Raw genomic sequence first — 18075 nt, 5'->3', positions numbered from 1 at the left:
CCCTGGCAATTACAAGCATGTGTCTCATTATCTGGAACGCCGTCGCTTTCGGAGTGTGGGCAAGGCTGCCGGCCATTTTCGTGCGGGCAGGCACTTCATATGATCGGATTCATCTGTGGAATCCCCATCCCTGAAGAATGGCAGGTGCTTGCAAGCCCTGCCCACCCACCACCTCGAAGGTGACTCATGTTCAACAATAAAAAGAAATACCGCTCCGTTGTGCTATTCATGCTGCTGCTGGCCATGATCATCAACTACATCGACCGCGCCGCGTTGTCGATTGCCATGCCGTTCATTACCCAGGACTTTCATCTCACTCCAGTTGAGAAAGGGCTGATCTTCAGCGCGTTCTCCGTAGGCTACGCCGCGTTCAATGTCATTGGTGGTTACCTCGCCGACCGTTTCGGTGGCCGTCGGGTACTGATCTGGTCGATGGGTGGCTGGTCTGTGGTGTGCGCGGCCACCGCAGCGGCGTTCAACTTCTGGTACCTGATCGTGGCGCGGGCGCTGTTCGGGGCGGGCGAGGGGCCCAACTCGGCTACCGCGAACAAAGTGGTGAATGTCTGGTTCCCGCTGAAGGAACGCGCCAGCGCGGCCGGTATCAACCAGGCCGGCGGGCCGATCGGTGGCGCACTGGCAGGGCCGGTGATCGGCTTCATGGCCTTGTGGCTGGGATGGCGTGTAGCGTTCGTGGTCATGGGTGTGCTCGGGCTGCTCTGGGTAATCGCCTGGGCAAGGCTGGTGACTGAGACCCCGGCCCAACACCCCAAGGTAAGCCCCGAAGAACTGGCACTGATCAACGAAGGTCGGAGCGATATCCCGGGGGCAAACGGCGAAAAAGCTTCGTTTGGCGACGTGCTGCGTAACCGTTCGGTACTACTGACTGGGATTTCGCTGTTTTGTTACAACTACATCCTGTTCTTCTTCATGACTTGGTTCCCCAGCTATCTGGTCGATGCCAAAGGGGTGAGCTTGCAGCACATGGGCATCGTCAACTCGCTGCCCTGGTTGGTCGGCGCGGTCGGGTATCTTGGGGGTGGCATTCTGGTGGATTACATCTTCCGTCGCACGGGCAAGCAGACCCTTTCGCGCAAGGTCGTATTGGTGCCTTCGTTGCTGACCGCGGCAACCTGCATCGGCGTGACGGGTTTGGTCGACAGCGTTACCGTCGCCGTGGCCGTGATGACTGTTGCCATTGGTTTTCTCATGTTGACCGCGCCGGCCTATTGGGCGTTGATCCAGGACAGCGTACCCAGCAATCAGGTTGGCACCGCCAGCGGCTTCATGCACGGTCTGGCCAACTTGTCCGGCATCGTCGGGCCTACCATCACCGGTTACTTGATCCAGCAATCGGGCACCTATTCCACAGGGTTCATCCTGGCCGGTGCGTTGGGCATTGCGGGCGCGATGATTGTGGCGTTCTTCGTAGGGCGCAATGGAGCCAACGCCATCGGTGTCGCGCGTACAGCGTGACGACTGACGATTCTGATCGGGTCGCCATGCGGCCCGTTCTTCTTTTGCCTGCGAGTCCGGAACAATGACTTCATACGTGTTGACGCCTGCGATCCAGGCGCTGCTTGAGCGCAGCGCTCATTTCACGCCGCTTGATAACTCCTTGAACGCCAGACGTGTAGCATTCCAGGCCCTGTGCCGTGCGTTCACCCCGGCCACTCCTGGCAACCTGACCCTGCACGACATCTGCCTGGATGGCCTGAGCTTGCGTCTGTACCTACCTGCAGGCGAGCCCCCGGACGGAGGCTGGCCAGTCATGCTCTATCTGCATGGCGGTGGCTGGAGCATGGGTAATCTCGACAGTCATGACTGGTTCGTCTACCCGGTCATGCAGCGCGTGCCGATAGCTGTGGTTGCGGTGGCGTACCGGCTGGCCCCGGAGCAGCCCTATCCTGCAGCGCTAGAGGATACCCTGACGGCCTGGCACCTGTTACGTCGTGGCGCTTTGCGCCCGTCTCTGTCGACAGTACGAATGCTGGTCTGCGGCGAAAGCGCTGGTGGTACGTTAGCGGCGGCTTTGTGTGTGGCGCTGCAGACTCAAGGCCAAGTACAGCCCTTGACCCAGGTGCTGCTGTATCCGGTGTTGACGGCTTCTGAGCAGCTGCCATCCGCCCGTGAGTGCGCCGATGCACCGTTTCTGACCAGCGCTGCCTTGAAAGCCTCCATCGAGACCTACCTACCCAACCCGGAGGATCGCGACGCTGCCACCGCCATGCCGCTGAATGCCTTGACCCTCAGGGGCCTCGCCAGCGCCTTCATCGGCGTGGTGGAGCATGACCCGCTGCGCGATCATGGTATCGAGTATCACTGCCGTCTGCTGGCGGAGGGTGTGGCCAGTTCCTTGTATGTGGGGGAGGGCCTCGTTCACGGCTGCCTGCGCGATGCCGGCATCACCGAGGTGGCTGCGCTGTATGATCGCGTCGCCGACCACGTGCGAGCCGCTCTGGCGGTGAACTGACCTTTACCGCTGGTTACCAGGCAACCAGCGGGTAGCGCTTGTTCAGGCAAGCTTCAGCGGATGTGGCATGTAGGGGCCTCCAACATACCCAGGCCCCTCGCTGTCGGGCATATCGGCAAGCGCAACGAAGTTGTCCGCCCGATGTTCATCGGCGCGATCCTGCGGCGTATAGCCGAGTTCCAGCGCACGACGGTTGGGGAAAAACGCCTCTGGGCAATCAGAGACGCCGTAGACGGTGTCACAACGCAACGCGGGATGGTCCAGGCCAATCTGGATCAGTTGCAACAAGTCACGAATACTCACCCACAGGCGTACGCGTCGCCCGTCGACGGCGTGAGGCCCAGCACTGCCAATGCGAATGATCAATGCGCGCAAACCGGTGCGATGGGCATACAGCGACACTGCGCCTTCTCCGAACACCTTGCTCAGTGCGTAAAATCCGTCAGGCGCTATTTCGGCACGGTCATTTCGAAAGCCCTCTGCAGCGTGATGGCCAACGACATGATGGCTGCTGGCGAAGACGAATCGCTCGATGCCGAATCGCTGGCAAGCATCCAGCAGGTGGAGGGTGCCGCGGTAGTTGGCATCCAATGTCGCTTCGAAACTGATGTCCAGGCTATGGGCGCAAGCCAGGTGAATGATTGCATCCACGCCTTCACAGGCCTTCAGCACTGCTGCCTGGTCCGAGAGGTCGGCGATGAAGCCCGTTTCACCGGGCTGCAAATCATCCAGGGCAACACGATCCAGCAAGTGCAAGCGATAGCGGTCACGCAGCAGTGGGCGTATTGCAGCAGCGATGCCGCCAGCGGCGCCGGTAATCAAAACAGTTTTCATGGTCATCGTTCTTGGCGTTGTTATGAGAAGTCGGGCTGGTGCGACGCTAAGGCACACGAGCAAACGTCATTGCACTATCGCAGAAGTCCAGGTTGTGCATGCAGTCAGCGACGTGACCGGCATGCCCTTGCGGTCGCCGTGTTCCACATCCTGGGAGCAATCAGGACGGCCAACGCTTGGCCCCTGTAAGCGAAGCCGCCTCAGGCGTAAACCTGGGGCGGCTTGAGTTGAGGCTCGACAGGGCTTTAGTGGGTGTAGTCGACCGCGACCCATTCGAAGTACTGCTTCAGCTCGGCGACCAGTGCCTGATGTGCCGGGTGTGGCAGGTAGCGCTCCACGGCAGTGGCGTCGTCGAAGCCAGCATCTAGCACGTAGTCCCAGCAGATCGGGCGCTTGAGCTCATTGGCCGCAACGGTCCAGTCCCTTATGAAGTCGATCTGTTCCGGCAGGCGATGCATACGCTCTACCAGCTGTTGCTCCAGTTCCGGATTCGCCGCCATGCCTGGCAGGCGGCGGAACATCACCAAGTGTCTCATCATGGTCGGTTCTCCTCAGCCCTGCGCCCAGACTGGGGCATCCTGTAGCGCCACGGGCCGCAGGAAGCGTTCCATCGCCGCGTAACCTACCGAAGTGGTCTGCGGTGCAGTCGAACTCGGCCACGGCCCACCGTGTTGCTGTGCCGCGCACACCGCCACGCCGGTAGGAACGCCGGCGAACAGCACGCGGCCACTGACAGCCTCGGCGGCGTGCACCAACGCACGGTTGGCAGGCGTGTCCTGATCGACGCCCCAGAGGGTACAGGTCAAGGTACCGCCGATGGCGTCCAGAACCTGATGCACCTGCTCCAGATCGCTCGCTTTCACTACCAGTGCGCCGGGTCCGAACATCTCTTCGCGCAGCGCAGGGTTGGCCACGAACGTGGCAGCGTCGCAGGCATACAAGCGCGGTGCCGGGCCTGCGTCAGCTTCGCCAGGAGCGAGCAATGTGGTGGCGTTTGCCCCAACATGGGCACTGGCTTGTTCGAAGCCAGCGAGTATGCCGGCTGTCAGCATGGCGTGCGTCTTGATCGGCGCCAGGGCTTCGACAAGTTGCCCGACGAAACGCTCGCTAGCTTGTCCTTCAAGTAGCACGATCACGCCGGGGCTGGTGCAGAATTGACCGCAGCCGAGCGTCATAGAAGCGGCCAGGGTATTTGCCAGCGCCTCACCGTTCTGTTCCAGAGCGTGAGGCAAGGCCACTAGAGGGTTGATCGACCCCAGCTCGCCGAAGAAAGGAATGGGGCGTGGCCGTTCGTTGGCCAGCTTCCACAGTGCAGTGCCGCCTTGGTACGAACCGGTGAAAGCGACTGCTGCAATGTCCGGATGCTGCACCAGGTAGGCGCCAGCGCCACGGCTGGCATTGTCGACCAGGGTCAGTAGCCCGTCAGGCAGGCCTTGGTTTTCGATCACATTCAGGGCAAGGTCGTAGACTGCCTGCGACAACTTGGGATGCCCGGAGTGCGCCTTGATGACCACAGGGCAACCGGCCGCCAAGGCAGAAGCGGTGTCGCCGCCTAGCACAGAGAAGGCGAAAGGAAAGTTGCTGGCCGAGAACATGGCCACCGGTCCCAGGGGGCGCAGTACTCGAGTCAGTTGCGGGCGCCCGACGGGTGGAACACCGACCACGGCTTCATCGACAATGCGGATCTGGGACTTGCCCAACTCCAACTGCTCGGCGAAGCCACGCAATTGAAACGCGGTACGGGCCACTTCTCCATTCAGGCGTGGAGCGCCCAAATGAGTTTCATCATCCGCCAACTGCACCAGCACGTCCTTGCCCGCCTCCAGGGCATCCGCCAGGCTGCGCAGCAGGTGGGTCCGGGTGGAAATGCTTGCCTGCGCCCACATTGGCGCAGCCGCACGGGCTTTACCTACGGCGCTGTCGATCAGGCCATGCTCGTTCATTTGGCCTCCTTGGCAACTGGCTCCAGGTGGTAGCCGCGACCGCTGTAGTCGAAGTCGAGCAGTTCATTGATCGGCACGTCCTTCTGTGCCGGTGAGGCGTAGTACGCGCGGATCTCTTTGATCAGGCCCGTTTGTTCATCGAAGACGTACCACTCATCACCGCGCAGGGCAGTGCCCAGTTTGCTTTTCCAGTGGGTCCACTCGATGACCGCTTCATGGCTGTCGTGGCTGACCAGAATCTTTTCGATGGTCCACTGCGAGCCTAGATTCTCGACGCACCAGATCCATTTGTCGGCGATGGTTGCCGCACTGCGCCACGGAATTTCAGGCAGCCCGGCCGGGAAATAATGGACGGCGTCGGGGGTGAAGCATGCAAGCAGTTCATCACGATCGGCAGCATTGCATGCGGCGAAATAGCGCCGGATGAGGGCACTGTACTTGGATTGATCGATGCCAGGCATATCACGCGGTTCCTTCGTTGGGTGACTCGAACGGAGCACGCTCCGGTAGTCTCTCCGATACTAGGGAGCGGACAGGGGCAGGCAAGGGCGCAACGGTCACTCCGGCGCCCTTTAGGCGAGGTCGTCCCAGATAATGGAACGAATGGCTAGAGGTCGATCTGCAAGATTGACCCCGACAGGGGTGCTTTCTTCAGGATGTCCAACGCGATGTCATGCCGAGAAGAGGTGACATACAGCGTCTCGCCGGCGTCACCCGCGATGGCGACGCCGGTCGGGCAAGGCAGCGGCAGCGGAATGGTGTTGTCAAGCACGCCGTCCTGAGAAAAGTGCACCACGCTCCAGCCTTCGCGCAGCGCCGTCCACAGCCCGCCTTTGGCATCGACGGCCAGGCCGCTGAGTATCCCCGAACTGCGCGGCACCGTGGCGAACTTGCGGATAGCCTGGTTACCTGGCTTTAGCATCAGGAGTGAGCCTGATTGCGGTGCGTTGGCGTAAAGTGTCCCGCTCTCTTCGTGCCACAGCAGATGATCGACCGGCTCGGCCAGTTGCCAGATGCTTTCGAAGGTGCCGTCGCGTTCGACTATTCCGATGCGACTCTGCTGACCAGTACCCACCGACATCCACAACGTACTGGCGGAGCGGTTGCAGATTGCGCGAACGTGCTTGTGCAACCACATTGGCAGCGGCCGGGGCTCGGCACCCTCCAAGGCAAACGCGGTATTTTCCAGTACCAGCACCGGGGTGTGTTCCCAAGTGAACATGGCAATGATCGGTTCAGCCATCATTACGCGTGTTGGGCCCGCTTGCGGTTGCCAGGTACGGTAGGCTGGGGCAAGCGTATCCAGCCAGCAAAGCGTTTGCGTTCGCGAATCCCACAGGGGCTGACTGGCGTGAATGGACTTGGGCACCTGCTCCAGCGCTGTGACGGCAGATTCCGAGGCACTTGCCTTCGATGAATGCAACTGGCTGCCGATATGGCGTGCAGCTTCCGCCAATTCAGGGCCAAGCAACTCGATACGCGCCAGCGGCAGGCGGTAGGCTGGACCGGCCACGCTGATGGCGCCACGCACGACGCCATCCATATCGACCACGGGCGCACCGACGCAGCGGGTTCCCAATACGTTCTCTTCATCGTCGATGGCATAGCCGCGCCGCTGAATGATGCGCAGCTCCGACTGCAGGCGGCGGCGATCGGTAATGGTCAGGGGTGTCAGGGCCTTGAGCGAAACCTCGCGAATCATCGCATCGCGTTCATGCTCCGGCAGTGCGGACAGGATCGCCTTGCCTTGGCTGGTTGCGTAGATAGGTTTGCGATGGCCCATCGATGCATTCGAGCGCATGGAGTGCGGGCTGTCGAATCGCTCCAGGGAGATGACATCCAGCCCTTCGAGCACGCCCACGTAGGAGGTCTCGCCAGTCAGGTCGCGCAAGTTGCGTAACTCTGCAGCGGCCGCAGACACCAGGTCGGGCAGCGCATAGACCTGGCGGGCCATTTCCAGACAGCGAAAGCCCAGGCAGTAGAGGCGCCGGCCCGGGTCGCGGCGGACCAGCCCGCGGGCGATGAGGGTGGCGAGGATGCGATACAGCGTGGTCCGCGGCAGGCCCAGGCGCTCTGCGAGCTCATTCTGACTCAGCCCCTGAGGCGCATCGCTGATCAGGTCGAGTATGTCGATCGCCTTTTCCAGCGATCCGGTTCCGTCTCCGGCAGTTCTTGTCACAGCCTGCTCCCATTATGTGGAACAAACCCGATGGCTGGCTTGCGCAGTGTTCGCGGGGCGCTTCCGGCCTCGGGTGGGTTGAGTGATAGTCGAAAGGGAGGGGCAACTGACCTTGCCCAAGGTTAAGCCGAGCCAGCGCGGATGTCTACGCGGACCCATCCGCCGCCTGGTCGCCTGGCCAGTCGTAGAGAACAACAACTAAGCGATCGTTCGTCACCCCAGCCTGGCGGCGAGCAGGTCGAAACGCTACGGAGAACGCCGTGTACAACTCTGAAAACTCAATAACAGGAGGGCAGGAAGCCCGTTCCATCCTGCCTGCCGTGGCCACCTTCGATGGATACGTGCGCGCCGACGGTAGCGTGGGTACTCGCAACTTTCTTGCTGTGACCATCGTCGGCAATTGCGCAGCAAGTGCGGCCCGGATGGTCAGCGATCATTTCACTCCTGCGCGTCTGGCTGCCTGGCCGAACGTCGATGGTGTAGTACCGCTGATTCACGAACTCGGTTGCGGCATGGAAATGACTGGCGAGTTCATGGACGTGCTCAGGAGGACATTGGGCGGCTGCATTCGCAACCCTAACAATGCGGGCACTGTGGTGTTGGCATTGGGCTGCGAACGCAACAACATCTATGGTTTCCTTGAGCAGGAAAACCTGGCGCGCGGCGCCACCGTGCATACCGTCGTGCTGCAGGAGGCAGGTGGGACTGCAGCCGCAGTGCGCCAGGGTATCGAGGCGATTGAGAGCATGCTGCCGCTCGCCAATCAGTTCGAACGCCAACCTGTTTCCGCCAGTCATCTGTGCGTGGGTTTGCTGTCGGCATCCCTTGACGCGCAATGCGGGGTTTCTGCCAACCCTGCACTGGGCGCGGCCATGGATCTCATTGTGGAGCAGGGTGGTTCGGTGATTCTTTCCGATACGCCCGATCTCGTGGCGTTGAGTGACGAACTCGCACCCCATGCCGCAACCGACCAGGTGGCGCAGGCCTTGCGAGGACGGGTCGAAGGCTGGCGGGCCTATCAGGCTGGCCGCGACACTCGCAGTAACCGAATCGCTCTGAGTGATGCCAACGGGTTTGTCAGTGTACGCGACAAGGCTAGTGCGGGATTGGCACGTGGTGGTCACTCCGCCATCCAAGCAGTTTATGACTATGGTCAGGCCATCACCAAGCCCGGCCTGGTGTTCATGGACGGGCCAAGTGACGAGGCGGTGTCCGCGAGTGGGCAAATGGCTGCCGGCGCCAATATGTTGTGCCTCACCACTGGCAAGGGATCAGGTTTTGGCACGGCGCTGGTGCCGACCATCAAGCTGGCCAGTAACAGCCAGGTCTTCGCCCATTTCAACGACGACCTGGATGTTGATTGTGGCGGTGTTCTGGAAGGGCGCCTGAGTGTCGAGGACATGGGGCGGTGCATTTTTGATGCGGTACTGCGCTATGCGTCCGGACACAAGACCTGCAACGAAATACTCAACGTGGGCAACACGGAGTTTGCGCCGTGGCCCAAGGGTGTTCTGGCCTGAGCCGAGGATGACATGATGACTAGCGCAACCGAATCCGTGGCCAGCCCACAAGCATTGGGCCAAAAGGCCGTCAAATCGCCATTCATCCGGCTTGATTCGCGTGACAACGTAGTTGTTGCCCGGGTGGCGGTCCAACCGGGCACTCCAGTACCCAGCGAGCAACTGGTGACCCTGCATGAGGTACCCGCGGGCCACAAAATCGCCGCGATTGCCATCAAGCGTGGCGAACCGATCCTCAAATACAACACCGTGATCGGCTATGCCGCCGAAGATGTCGTACCCGGCACCTGGCTGCACAGCCACAACATCAACTTCGATGAGGTGGTCAAAGACTACCGGTTCGGCCTGGACTACAAAGCAACCGAGCGCGTGCCCGCCGAACGCCAGGCGATGTTCCAGGGCATCGTCCGCAGCGACGGGCGCGTCGCCACGCGCAACTACATCGGTGTGTACTGCGTCAGTCACCGCGCCGCGAGCGTCGCTCGTCAGGTAGCCGCGTGGTTCACCCCGGAACGCCTGGCAGCCTACCCGAATGTCGATGGCGTGGTGCCCTATGTGCACGAGCAAGGCGCTGCGATGGAGCGCTCTGGCGAGCCAATGGAATACCTGCACCGGGTGCTGTCCGGTTACATCGTTCATCCCAACAATGCTGGCGGCGTGCTGATCGCTCTGGGTGAAGAAGATAACGACCTGGATTACTTCATGCGGGCACATAGCCTGGAGGAGGGAGGGCAGCTCAAGACGCTCGTCATGCAGGACCTGGGCGGCTCCAAACGCACCCTCGAAGCTGGCATCGCGGCCGTCCAGGCCATGCTGCCGCACGCCAACCAAGTGCGACGCGAGCCGGTATCCGCCGAACACATCGTGGTGGGTTTGCAGTGTGGTGGTTCCGATGGCTTTTCCGGCCTTTCGGCGAACCCGGCACTGGGCGCCGCCATGGAATTGCTGATCGCCAACGGTGGCACTGCAATCCTTTCGGAAACCTCTGAAATCTTCGGTGTCGAGCACACCTTGACGGCCCGCGCGGTGACCCCGGCCGTGGGGCAGAAACTGGTGGACCGAATCAACTGGTGGCTGCGCTACAACGAAGGTAAGGATACCCAGATCAATGGTCGGGTCAGTCCTGGTAACAATGCCGGCGGACTTGCCAACGTGCTTGAGAAAAGCCTGGGTGGGGCGAAGAAGGGAGGCAACGCGCCGCTCATGGAGGTCTACCAATATGCCGAAAGGGTTAACGCCCGAGGCCTGGTGTTCATGGATACGCCGGGTTACGACCCGGTTGCGGCCACTGGCCAGATCGCCGGCGGCGCCAACCTGATCTGCTTTACCACCGGCCGAGGTTCATGCTTCGGCTCGGTACCGGCGCCAACCGTGAAGCTGGCGAGCAACACGCCCATGTACGAGCGGATGGTGGGCGATATGGACATCAATTGCGGCGTGATCATCGACGGTGAAGCGACGATCGCGCAAATGGGAGAAATCATCTTCCAACAGGTACTGCAACATGCCAGTGGCCTTCCCACCAAGAGCGAGGCGTTAGGCGTTGGCATTAACGAATTCGTGCCATGGCCTCTAGGCGTGGTGGATTGAGTTCACCTTACTCGGTGTTTTGCCCGGCATAACGCCGGGCGTGCATCAACTGTTCTGCCAAAAGCCATTCAAAAATAATATGAGGCGATTCCGATGAGCAAAGATATCGGCATGACATCTGCGGCTGCGCCGCTGGATGTCGCAGATGCGAAGAAAGTTACTTATTGGCGTTATGGCATGCTGGCGCTGATTACCCTGGTCTTGACCTTGAGCGCTGGTGATCGTGCTGCATTGTCGGTGGCCGGCAGTACCATGACCCAGGAACTCAATATCAGCGCTGTCGAACTTGGATATCTGTTTTCTGCCTTTAGCTGGGCCTATGTCATCTTCCAGATGCCGGCGGGTTGGTTGGCGGACAAGATCGGTTCGAAACTGGCCATGGGCCTGGCGGTTGCGACCTGGTCGCTGGTCACGATACTGATGGGCTTTGCCCATTACTTCCCAATGGTCGTGTTGGCGCTGCTGGTGATGCGCTTCCTGCTGGGCGTGTGCGAATCGCCTGTGGGACCTGCGGGTGGGCGGGTGATCGCCTCATGGTTCCCATCGTCGGAGCGCGGCACTGCAGGCGCGATCTTCAACAGCGCCCAGTACCTGTCGCTGGCGATCTTCACCCCGTTCATGGGCTGGTTGTGCCATCAGTACGGCTGGGATTCGGTATTCATCGTCATGGGTCTGATCGGCCTGGTGGTGGCCGTTATCTGGGCTAAGTTTTATTACCTGCCGGTCAGGCACCCGAAACTGCCCGTCGAGGAGCTGGAATACATCCGCGCCGGCGAAGGCCTTGTCGACCTGGAAACCCTAGGCAGCAAGGGGCAGGGCCAAAAAAAGACTTCGCAGTGGGCCGACATCCGGCAACTGTTCCGCAACCGGATGATGGTGGGGATTTTCCTCGCGCAGTACTGCATCAACGCAATCACCTGGTTCTACATGAGCTGGTTCCCGATCTACCTGGTGAAGGACCGTGGCCTGGACATCCTGCAGGCTGGCTTCATCGCGGCGATCCCGGCGCTGTGCGGTCTGATCGGGGGCGTATCCAGCGGCTTCGTCTCCGACGCACTGTTGAAAAAGACCGGCAGCCTGAGCATTGCGCGTAAGACACCGATCACCATTGGTTTGTTGCTGAGCGCGAGCATCATGCTTTGCACCTTGATCGACTCGGCCTGGCTGGTAGTGGTGGTCATGAGCCTGGCGTTCTTTGGCAAGGGCTTCGGCTCCCTGGGCTGGGCAGTGGTGGCAGATACTGCGCCGAAACGCCTGATCGGTACGACAGGGGGCGTATTCGGTGCCATCGGAAACCTGTCCGGGATCGTCACCCCGGTGGTGATCGGCTACTTGCTGCAATCGAGCGGTTCGTTCGCCAGCGCGCTTATCTACGTTGGTGTTCACGGGCTGGTTGCTGTTTTCAGTTACTGGGTCATTGTCGGCAAGATTCAGCGCATGGCGCTGGACTGAAGGTCCATTTCTAAAAACAAGTCTTTCGCAAGGTTGCCGTCCTGAGTTGGTTTCAGTCTTGAGTATTCAAGACTGCGGGTGATTGCACCTTGCGTTAGACGAATTCACTTAATCTAAAGAAGGTAGGATTGAACATGAGCACGCATGATCGCGCAAAAATCTCCAACGCCGTAGAACCTACGCTGGACGAACTCGCTGCCCGCACTAATAACAAGTTCGTGTCCGATGAAACGCTGGCGCGTTTGGCGAAAGTGTCCAGCGGCACGTTGACCACGCAACTGTTCAAACGCGGTTATCGTCAACCGGTGATGGTGGGCATCACTGCGCTGAACAAAGCCACCAAGCCGTTCGCGGGTCGTGCATACACCATGCGCTTCATTCCGGCCCGTGAAGATCTTGATACCGTGGCCACCGTCACCACAGGCCCTAACCCGGACAACCTGCAGTGGTTCGGCGTCGAGCAAGTGGCCGAGGGCGATGTTCTGGTCATTGACAGTCGTGGCGACTCCCGAGCTGCCGCAATGGGTGATGTGTTGATCAAACGCATGATGCTGCGTGGCGCCCGCGCAGTGATTACCGACGGTGCCTACCGTGACGGTGACGAGATCGCCGAGATGGAAATTCCCGCATGGTGTGCTGGCGTAACTGCGACGTCACGCTTGTCGTTCCACCATGTAGCCGATCTGCAAGTTCCGATCGGTTGTGCCGGCGTTGCCGTATTCCCTGGTGACATCATTCATGGTGACCGCAACAACATCACCGTGATTCCGGCCCACTTGGCCGATGAGCTTGCCGATGTCTGCGAAGCCCAGGACGACATCGAGAACTACATCGCCCAACGGATTGGCAGCGGTGATCCGATCTGGGGCGTGTTCCCGGCGGACGAGAAGACCCGTCAGGCATACCAGCAATGGGTAGCCGATGGCCGTCCGGCATTGCCACAGAAGTGAACCCTGACCATGGTCAGTAAGGGAGGGTGACAGGGTGCGCAAGCAGACATTGCAGGATTACTCGCTGCCTGACGGCAGCCTGTATGAGGCCGGTGCGACACGCTATGTGCGAACCGCCAATTTCATGGTGGCCATGACCTGGGTGAATGGCCACACGCGACTGGAGCGTGACAATGTCGATGAGTACATGGTCGTTGCCCCCGCTGGCATCATGGTTGCTGCCACGGCAGGCACGCAGACGCTGTTTGGCGATGGTGATGATCTTTTCATCGCTCCGCCTGGGCACAGTGTGATCGAGGCAGAGGGCTCGGGCTGGCTGGCAAGAATCTTCAGCCATCGCGCCACTGATTTGGTCGAACTGGCCGTGAATCAGGCGGACTATGCCGATGGTGCCGCCGAGATCGCCCCGTTGATCGACTGGCCGTCGCCAATAGATGGCTTCCGCCTACGTCATTACCCGTTGCAGCACTACGTGAATGGAAGCTTGCCAGGTCGGTGTTTCCGTTCGAGCAACCTGATGGTGAACATTACCGACGTCTACCCGGGTAAACGCGATAGCCGCAAACTCAAGCCGCATTCGCACAGTGACTACGAGCAGATCACCCTCACCGGGGCCGGGCAGTTTGTTCATCATTTGCGCGCACCGTGGGGAATTGATTCGACCCAGTGGCAAGCCGACCAGCATCTGGAGGTCGGGAGTCCGTCGCTGCTCACCATTCCGGCGGGCCAGATTCATACCACTCAAGCCATGGAGGCAGGGTGCTGGCTGGTGGATGTATTCGCCCCTCCACGCATGGACTTCTCGAAAATGGCCGGTTTCGTGCGCAATGCCGACGAGTACCCCATGCCGCCAACTACCTGTTAGCGTGCATGGCATCGGCTAATGAACGCTCTGTTCAGCCGACCGCTGAACAGAGCGCAGTACGTTTCAATTGAATTGAGTAGAAGTACATGAAGATACGTTCGGTACAAGCGCGCATTGTCGAAATTCCCTTCAAGGACGGTGGTAGTGGCCAGGGCATTACCCCGACTACCTGGAATATGCTGGAAACCGTTCTGGTACGCGTAGAGGACACCGAGGGCAATGTTGGCTGGGGCGAGTCTTTTGCCTACTTCATCGCGGATGCGACCTGTTCGGTGATCGACTCGCTGATCAAGCCGATGGTGGAAGGCACTAAGGTCGACTCCATTGAAGCATGGAACCAGCAAATACAGCGCCAGTTGCACCTGTTTGGGCGTTATGGTGTCACCCTGTTCGCGATTTCAGGTGTCGACATGGCGCTCTGGGACCTCTATGCAAAGCGCGTCGGCAAACCCCTTTACAAGGTGCTCGGTCAGGGTGAGCGCACACGCTTGTCGACCTATGCCAGCCTGGTACGCTACAACGATGCCCGGATCGCTCCGCAGGTATGTGGTTTGGCGCTCGACGAAGGCTTCACTAGTCTGAAGCTGCACGAGATAAGCATGGAGCCGATAGAAGCTTGCCATGCTGCTACTCGAGGTCAGGTGCCAATTTCCGTGGATGTGAATTGCAGTTGGTCAGTGGCCGACGCCCATGCCCACCTGCAGCGTCTTGGGCAAATGGGCAATATATCCTGGTTGGAGGAGCCAATTTTCCCACCCGAGGATTTCAAGGCACTGAACAGCCTGCGTAATGCAACGGTGCCAATAGCCGCGGGGGAGAACTGGTGCACTGAACAGCAGTTCCGCCAAGCCATCGAAGCGCGTGCGGTCGACTACATACAACCCAGTGTGACCAAGGTCGGCGGTATCAGCGAGTTCTTGCGAGTCATGCACACCGCCGATCAACACGGCATTGGGGTGTTGCCGCACAGCCCGTATTTCGGTCCAGGGTTATTGGCCACGTTGCATCTGGCAGCCGCGTTCCCGCAAATGATGCAGGTGGAATACCTGTATGTAGAGCCCGACGCCTGGTTGATCGACCTAAGCCCTATTCGCCATGGCGCCGAATTTACCTTGAGTGATCAACCCGGGATTGGCCTTGAGCCGGATGAGGCAGTGATCGCGAAATTCTTGCGCCCCTGACTCACGAGGAGAGCCCACAATAACGTCCCTCATTCACGCCTACTCCGACATGTGGCTGACCTGCAGGTGCCGATGGTTTGCGCCGGGGTGGCCACCTACCTGGGAGACATCATCGTGGGTGACGCCGACGGCCTGACCGTGGTGTCGGCGCACCTGGCCGAGGAACTGGCCGAAGCGTGCAGCGTGCAGCGTGCAGGACGACATCGAAAGCTACCTGGCCATGCGGATTACCGCGGGCGAAGCACTGTGGGGCGTTTATCCGCCGAGTCCAGCTTCGGTTTCCGACTACCACGCTTGGGTTGCCGCCGGGCGCCCGGCGATCCCATCGATCATCGATCGAGAGGAGCGCTGAGAGGCGTTGGTCAAACTTAGAACTGACTCTGAACTTGCAAACCGAGTACCCAGGCATCGTCTATCTCCCGCAAGCCTGCAGGATCTTTTACATATTGCAGGTTCGGCATCACGCTCAACCAGCCCGTTGCGTGGATACGGTAGTGCAGCTCCGCCTGGTACTGGGAATGTTGCTCGGGCACGAAGCCTGTCGCTTCATCGTCCAGGCCGCTCAGTTCATTGGCCTTCTTGGCATTGCGCAAGAACCTTGAGCTCAGATGCATGCGGGCTATTCCGAAGCCCAGCTCGTCACGCGGCCTGGCATCGAACAGGCCGGCATAGACCAGGCTGAGTTTTTGATAGCTGTCCACCGGGGTTGTCTGGCGGTCGTGAAAGGTGGCACTGGCTGTCAGCGTCAAACCACGCGAGCGGTCACCGTTTACTTCGGTAAGTTGCTGTTTGCCGACGATCCACGCGCCGTGACGGCGGTCGCGATTGCGATAGGCGTTGCCGCTGAGCGCAGCGCTCTGGCCGAACGCGTCCTGATACACATCGGTGACCGCCGCAGTGGTGGTGTAGTAGCCGAGGCGGTACTCACCCGGGAGGCCATCGAGGGTCGGCCGCCAGAGCAGTTCGACCGGGAAGTGGCCACCTTCAGTACCGCCAGGGTCCAGCCTGAATCCCTTGTCGTTTTCGAGGTTTTCCGGGTTGATCGCATAGGCCCCTGCCTGCAGGTACCAGTCTGGCGCCAGCCGATAACGCAGGCGTGCACCCCATGAGCTGATGGGGCCGTTGTGGATGCTGCTGACGTAGTTGCCGGGCTGGGCGCCACAGAACGCGACGTTCTGGAACAGGCAATCCTCGCTGGCGAAGTCATCGCTGGAGGCCATGCGGCCCAGCTTCAGGTTGATGCCATCGTCGAACCAGCCTTTGCTCAACCACAGTTCGCTGAGGCGGGTGACGCTGCCACGCCCGTGAATTTCCTGCACGGAGCCTACGGCCGAAGCACGGGGGTCATTGATGTCGTCGTCAAGGGTGTCGCCGTTACGGTTGGCTACCGCGATGGAGAAGGCTGCATCCTCCCAGCCCAGGAACTTCTGCAGGTCGATGTCGGCACCGATGCTGAACTGGTCGGTGTAACGTGTCGGGTGCTTGCCCTTCGAGTATCCGCCGCCCAGCAGCGTGGCAGTCTCGCCAATGTAGCCGAGCTTGATGTCGATGCCTTGCTCCAGCAGTTCGGTGCGTTTCCCGTTCCAGTCGCCGGTCATCCAGCGTGACTGCGGCGCAAAGGCGCTATCGGCCATTGCATGGTCAACAGCTCCCCCCAACCCGCATGCAACCGCGATGCAGGCAAATGGCACTCGTTTCATTGTTGTTCCTTGGCACAGGTAGAAGGCGAGGGGCCGGCGTTTTCTGCGCTGCCCCTGTCAGCTGGGTTTATTGTTGTCAGCCTTGTGGCGTCTTGAGTTTTTCGTGCGCGTTCAGCTCGCTGCGCTGGGTCGCCACGTCCTTGGCAGTTACCTCCGCGGCGCCGTTGCCCCACGAATTGCGCACATGGTTGAGGATGTCAGCGATCTGACGGTCATCCATCTTCCAGGCGAACGAAGGCATGCCGGCGGCGGTCTGCAGCGTCTCGGTATGGGGCGCGCGGGCACCTTTGAGCATCGCGTGGATCAGGTTGGTCGGATCGTCGGCGGTGATCCGAGTGTTGCCCGCGAACGCGGTTACCATGCCCTTGATGCCTTCACCCTGAAGGCCATGGCAGGCCGAGCAGTTGACCTCGTAGGCGAGGGCAGAGGCCTGGGCCTTCTGCGCGTCGATCTGCATCGGCAGCGGTGCCTTGCCCGGCGAGGCGGCGAGTGACTTCAGGTACACACCGATGGCCTGCAGGTCGTCCATCCGGTAGTACTGGAAGGAGTGCTCGACAGCCTCGGCCATCGGCCCGGCGGCCACGGCGTTGCCGTCGGATCCGGTCTTCAGGTAGGTGGCCATTTGCTGGACGGACCAGTGACCGATGCCGGTATGCGGGTTCGGCGTGATGTCCGGGGCGTACCAGGCACCCAGTCGGCCGCCCTGCAGGTAGTTGCCGGTTTGTTCGCCGCCCAGCAGGTTGCGCGGTGTGTGGCAGGTACCGCAGTGGGCCGGCCCATCAGTGAGGTATTTGCCACGGTTCCAGTCAGGCGACTGCGCGGGTTGTGCAGTGAATGGGGAATTGTCAAAGAACAGCATGTCCCAGCCTGCCATTGCCAGGCGGATGTTGTACGGGAAGTGCATGCCCGCGTTCTCATCGATCTTCTTCTTCACTGGCGCAATGGTGGAGATGTAGGCCCACAGGTCATGCATGTCCTGGTCGCCCAGCTTGGTATAGGCGGTGTAGGGCATGGCCGGGTACAGCAGGCCATGGGAGCCCATGCCTTGGCGCACGGCGTTGAAGAAATCGCGCTCGGTCATCTTCCCGATCCCGGTTTCGGCATCGGGGGTGATGTTGGAGGTCACCAGCGAGCCGAATGGCGTATCGATGGTGTATCCACCGGCGAAGTTGCCCTTGTGGCAGGCCGCGCAGTCGGACAGGCGCATCACGTATTCGCCGCGTTTGATGGCTGAGGCATCGGCGCTGCGGAAGTCCGCCAGGCGCACCTGGTTATCGGCGACGTTCGAGCGTGAGGTGTCAAAGGTCTTCCAGGCCAGCCAGCCGGCGCCAGCACCTATCACGACGGCCGCCACGCCCAGGGATTTGACGATCTTGTTCAGTGTGGTCATG

At 60.5% G+C, this 18075-nt stretch carries 16 protein-coding genes; 8 read left to right on the top strand and 8 right to left on the bottom strand.

Translation table 11 applies throughout. The annotated features are described in order from the left end of the window. Positions 1 to 228: 228 nt before the first annotated feature. Both F3J45_RS02310 and F3J45_RS02305 read left to right on the top strand, forming a co-directional pair. The gene (locus F3J45_RS02310; protein WP_240164500.1) at positions 229 to 1473 is read left to right on the top strand and encodes an MFS transporter; all 1245 of its coding nucleotides are present in this window, start codon (positions 229 to 231) and stop codon (positions 1471 to 1473) included. Between the two features lie 64 nt (positions 1474 to 1537). Beyond that, on the top strand, positions 1538 to 2470 hold the full coding sequence (locus F3J45_RS02305) for an alpha/beta hydrolase (RefSeq protein ID WP_167056649.1): 933 nt from the start codon (positions 1538 to 1540) through the stop codon (positions 2468 to 2470). Positions 2471 to 2512: 42 nt separating this feature from the next. Here the strand turns inward: F3J45_RS02305 and F3J45_RS02300 are convergent, their stop codons facing one another. The 5 genes from F3J45_RS02300 to F3J45_RS02280 all read right to left on the bottom strand — a co-directional run bounded on the left by F3J45_RS02300 (position 2513) and on the right by F3J45_RS02280 (position 7426). Further along, a complete protein-coding gene (locus F3J45_RS02300; RefSeq protein ID WP_167056647.1) occupies positions 2513 to 3304 on the bottom strand; it encodes an NAD(P)-dependent oxidoreductase in 792 nt (263 codons plus the stop codon). Between the two features lie 245 nt (positions 3305 to 3549). Next, on the bottom strand, positions 3550 to 3843 hold the full coding sequence (locus F3J45_RS02295; protein ID WP_167056643.1) for a Dabb family protein: 294 nt from the start codon (positions 3841 to 3843) through the stop codon (positions 3550 to 3552). A 12-nt stretch (positions 3844 to 3855) separates the two neighbouring features. Next, positions 3856 to 5247 carry an aldehyde dehydrogenase (NADP(+)) gene (locus F3J45_RS02290; RefSeq protein WP_167056640.1) on the bottom strand — a complete coding sequence of 464 codons (1392 nt, stop codon included), beginning with the start codon at positions 5245 to 5247 and terminating at the stop codon, positions 3856 to 3858. After that, a complete protein-coding gene (locus tag F3J45_RS02285) occupies positions 5244 to 5708 on the bottom strand; it encodes a nuclear transport factor 2 family protein (protein WP_167056638.1) in 465 nt (154 codons plus the stop codon). Before F3J45_RS02285 ends, F3J45_RS02290 begins: the two co-directional genes overlap by 4 nt. A gap of 146 nt (positions 5709 to 5854) precedes the next feature. Next, entirely contained in the window at positions 5855 to 7426 is a 1572-nt protein-coding gene (locus F3J45_RS02280) for an IclR family transcriptional regulator C-terminal domain-containing protein (RefSeq protein ID WP_167056635.1), read from the bottom strand. A gap of 260 nt (positions 7427 to 7686) precedes the next feature. Here F3J45_RS02280 and F3J45_RS02275 point away from each other — a divergent pair, with 260 nt between their 5' ends. The 6 genes from F3J45_RS02275 (at position 7687) to F3J45_RS02250 (ending at position 14984) form a co-directional block, all read left to right on the top strand. Then, positions 7687 to 8946, top strand: coding sequence for a UxaA family hydrolase (locus F3J45_RS02275; RefSeq protein ID WP_167056631.1), 1260 nt, complete (start codon positions 7687 to 7689; stop codon positions 8944 to 8946). A gap of 15 nt (positions 8947 to 8961) precedes the next feature. Next, the gene (locus tag F3J45_RS02270) at positions 8962 to 10536 is read left to right on the top strand and encodes a UxaA family hydrolase (protein ID WP_167056627.1); all 1575 of its coding nucleotides are present in this window, start codon (positions 8962 to 8964) and stop codon (positions 10534 to 10536) included. 93 nt (positions 10537 to 10629) lie between these two features. Further along, positions 10630 to 11988, top strand: coding sequence for an MFS transporter (locus tag F3J45_RS02265; protein WP_167056624.1), 1359 nt, complete (start codon positions 10630 to 10632; stop codon positions 11986 to 11988). A 134-nt stretch (positions 11989 to 12122) separates the two neighbouring features. Continuing rightward, entirely contained in the window at positions 12123 to 12938 is an 816-nt protein-coding gene (locus tag F3J45_RS02260; protein ID WP_167056621.1) for a ribonuclease activity regulator RraA, read from the top strand. 34 nt (positions 12939 to 12972) lie between these two features. Beyond that, the gene (locus F3J45_RS02255) at positions 12973 to 13803 is read left to right on the top strand and encodes a hypothetical protein (protein WP_167056618.1); all 831 of its coding nucleotides are present in this window, start codon (positions 12973 to 12975) and stop codon (positions 13801 to 13803) included. Between the two features lie 86 nt (positions 13804 to 13889). Next, on the top strand, positions 13890 to 14984 hold the full coding sequence (locus F3J45_RS02250) for a mandelate racemase/muconate lactonizing enzyme family protein (protein ID WP_167056614.1): 1095 nt from the start codon (positions 13890 to 13892) through the stop codon (positions 14982 to 14984). Positions 14985 to 15023: 39 nt separating this feature from the next. Here F3J45_RS02250 and F3J45_RS02245 read toward each other — a convergent pair whose 3' ends face one another. From F3J45_RS02245 to F3J45_RS02235, 3 genes are all read right to left on the bottom strand, one after another. Further along, the gene (locus tag F3J45_RS02245; protein ID WP_167056611.1) at positions 15024 to 15188 is read right to left on the bottom strand and encodes a hypothetical protein; all 165 of its coding nucleotides are present in this window, start codon (positions 15186 to 15188) and stop codon (positions 15024 to 15026) included. 164 nt (positions 15189 to 15352) lie between these two features. Next, on the bottom strand, positions 15353 to 16618 hold the full coding sequence (locus F3J45_RS02240; protein WP_205300350.1) for a carbohydrate porin: 1266 nt from the start codon (positions 16616 to 16618) through the stop codon (positions 15353 to 15355). 142 nt (positions 16619 to 16760) lie between these two features. Beyond that, positions 16761 to 18074 (bottom strand): cytochrome c, encoded by a 1314-nt coding sequence (locus F3J45_RS02235; RefSeq protein ID WP_167056603.1) that lies wholly within the window; start codon positions 18072 to 18074, stop codon positions 16761 to 16763. Position 18075 lies beyond the last annotated feature (1 nt).

It is taken from the genome of Pantoea sp. Ap-967, assembly GCF_011752565.1.
Taxonomy (GTDB): domain Bacteria; phylum Pseudomonadota; class Gammaproteobacteria; order Pseudomonadales; family Pseudomonadaceae; genus Aquipseudomonas.
Note: the sequence above shows the minus strand (reverse complement) of the source record. Positions and strands in the feature narration are given on the sequence as shown.

Bases quoted from the DNA above. Each gene is read 5' to 3' on its own strand.
- F3J45_RS02270 (WP_167056627.1), top strand. From the start codon at position 8,962: ATGACTAGCGCAACCGAATCCGTGGCCAGCCCACAAGCATTGGGCCAA.
- F3J45_RS02300 (WP_167056647.1), bottom strand. From the start codon at position 3,304: ATGAAAACTGTTTTGATTACCGGCGCCGCTGGCGGCATCGCTGCTGCA.
- F3J45_RS02310 (WP_240164500.1), top strand. From the start codon at position 229: ATGCTGCTGCTGGCCATGATCATCAACTACATCGACCGCGCCGCGTTG.
- F3J45_RS02240 (WP_205300350.1), bottom strand. From the start codon at position 16,618: ATGGCCGATAGCGCCTTTGCGCCGCAGTCACGCTGGATGACCGGCGAC.
- F3J45_RS02260 (WP_167056621.1), top strand. From the start codon at position 12,123: ATGAGCACGCATGATCGCGCAAAAATCTCCAACGCCGTAGAACCTACG.
- F3J45_RS02265 (WP_167056624.1), top strand. From the start codon at position 10,630: ATGAGCAAAGATATCGGCATGACATCTGCGGCTGCGCCGCTGGATGTC.
- F3J45_RS02290 (WP_167056640.1), bottom strand. From the start codon at position 5,247: ATGAACGAGCATGGCCTGATCGACAGCGCCGTAGGTAAAGCCCGTGCG.
- F3J45_RS02235 (WP_167056603.1), bottom strand. From the start codon at position 18,074: ATGACCACACTGAACAAGATCGTCAAATCCCTGGGCGTGGCGGCCGTC.
- F3J45_RS02305 (WP_167056649.1), top strand. From the start codon at position 1,538: ATGACTTCATACGTGTTGACGCCTGCGATCCAGGCGCTGCTTGAGCGC.
- F3J45_RS02285 (WP_167056638.1), bottom strand. From the start codon at position 5,708: ATGCCTGGCATCGATCAATCCAAGTACAGTGCCCTCATCCGGCGCTAT.
- F3J45_RS02250 (WP_167056614.1), top strand. From the start codon at position 13,890: ATGAAGATACGTTCGGTACAAGCGCGCATTGTCGAAATTCCCTTCAAG.
- F3J45_RS02245 (WP_167056611.1), bottom strand. From the start codon at position 15,188: ATGTCGTCCTGCACGCTGCACGCTGCACGCTTCGGCCAGTTCCTCGGC.
- F3J45_RS02295 (WP_167056643.1), bottom strand. From the start codon at position 3,843: ATGATGAGACACTTGGTGATGTTCCGCCGCCTGCCAGGCATGGCGGCG.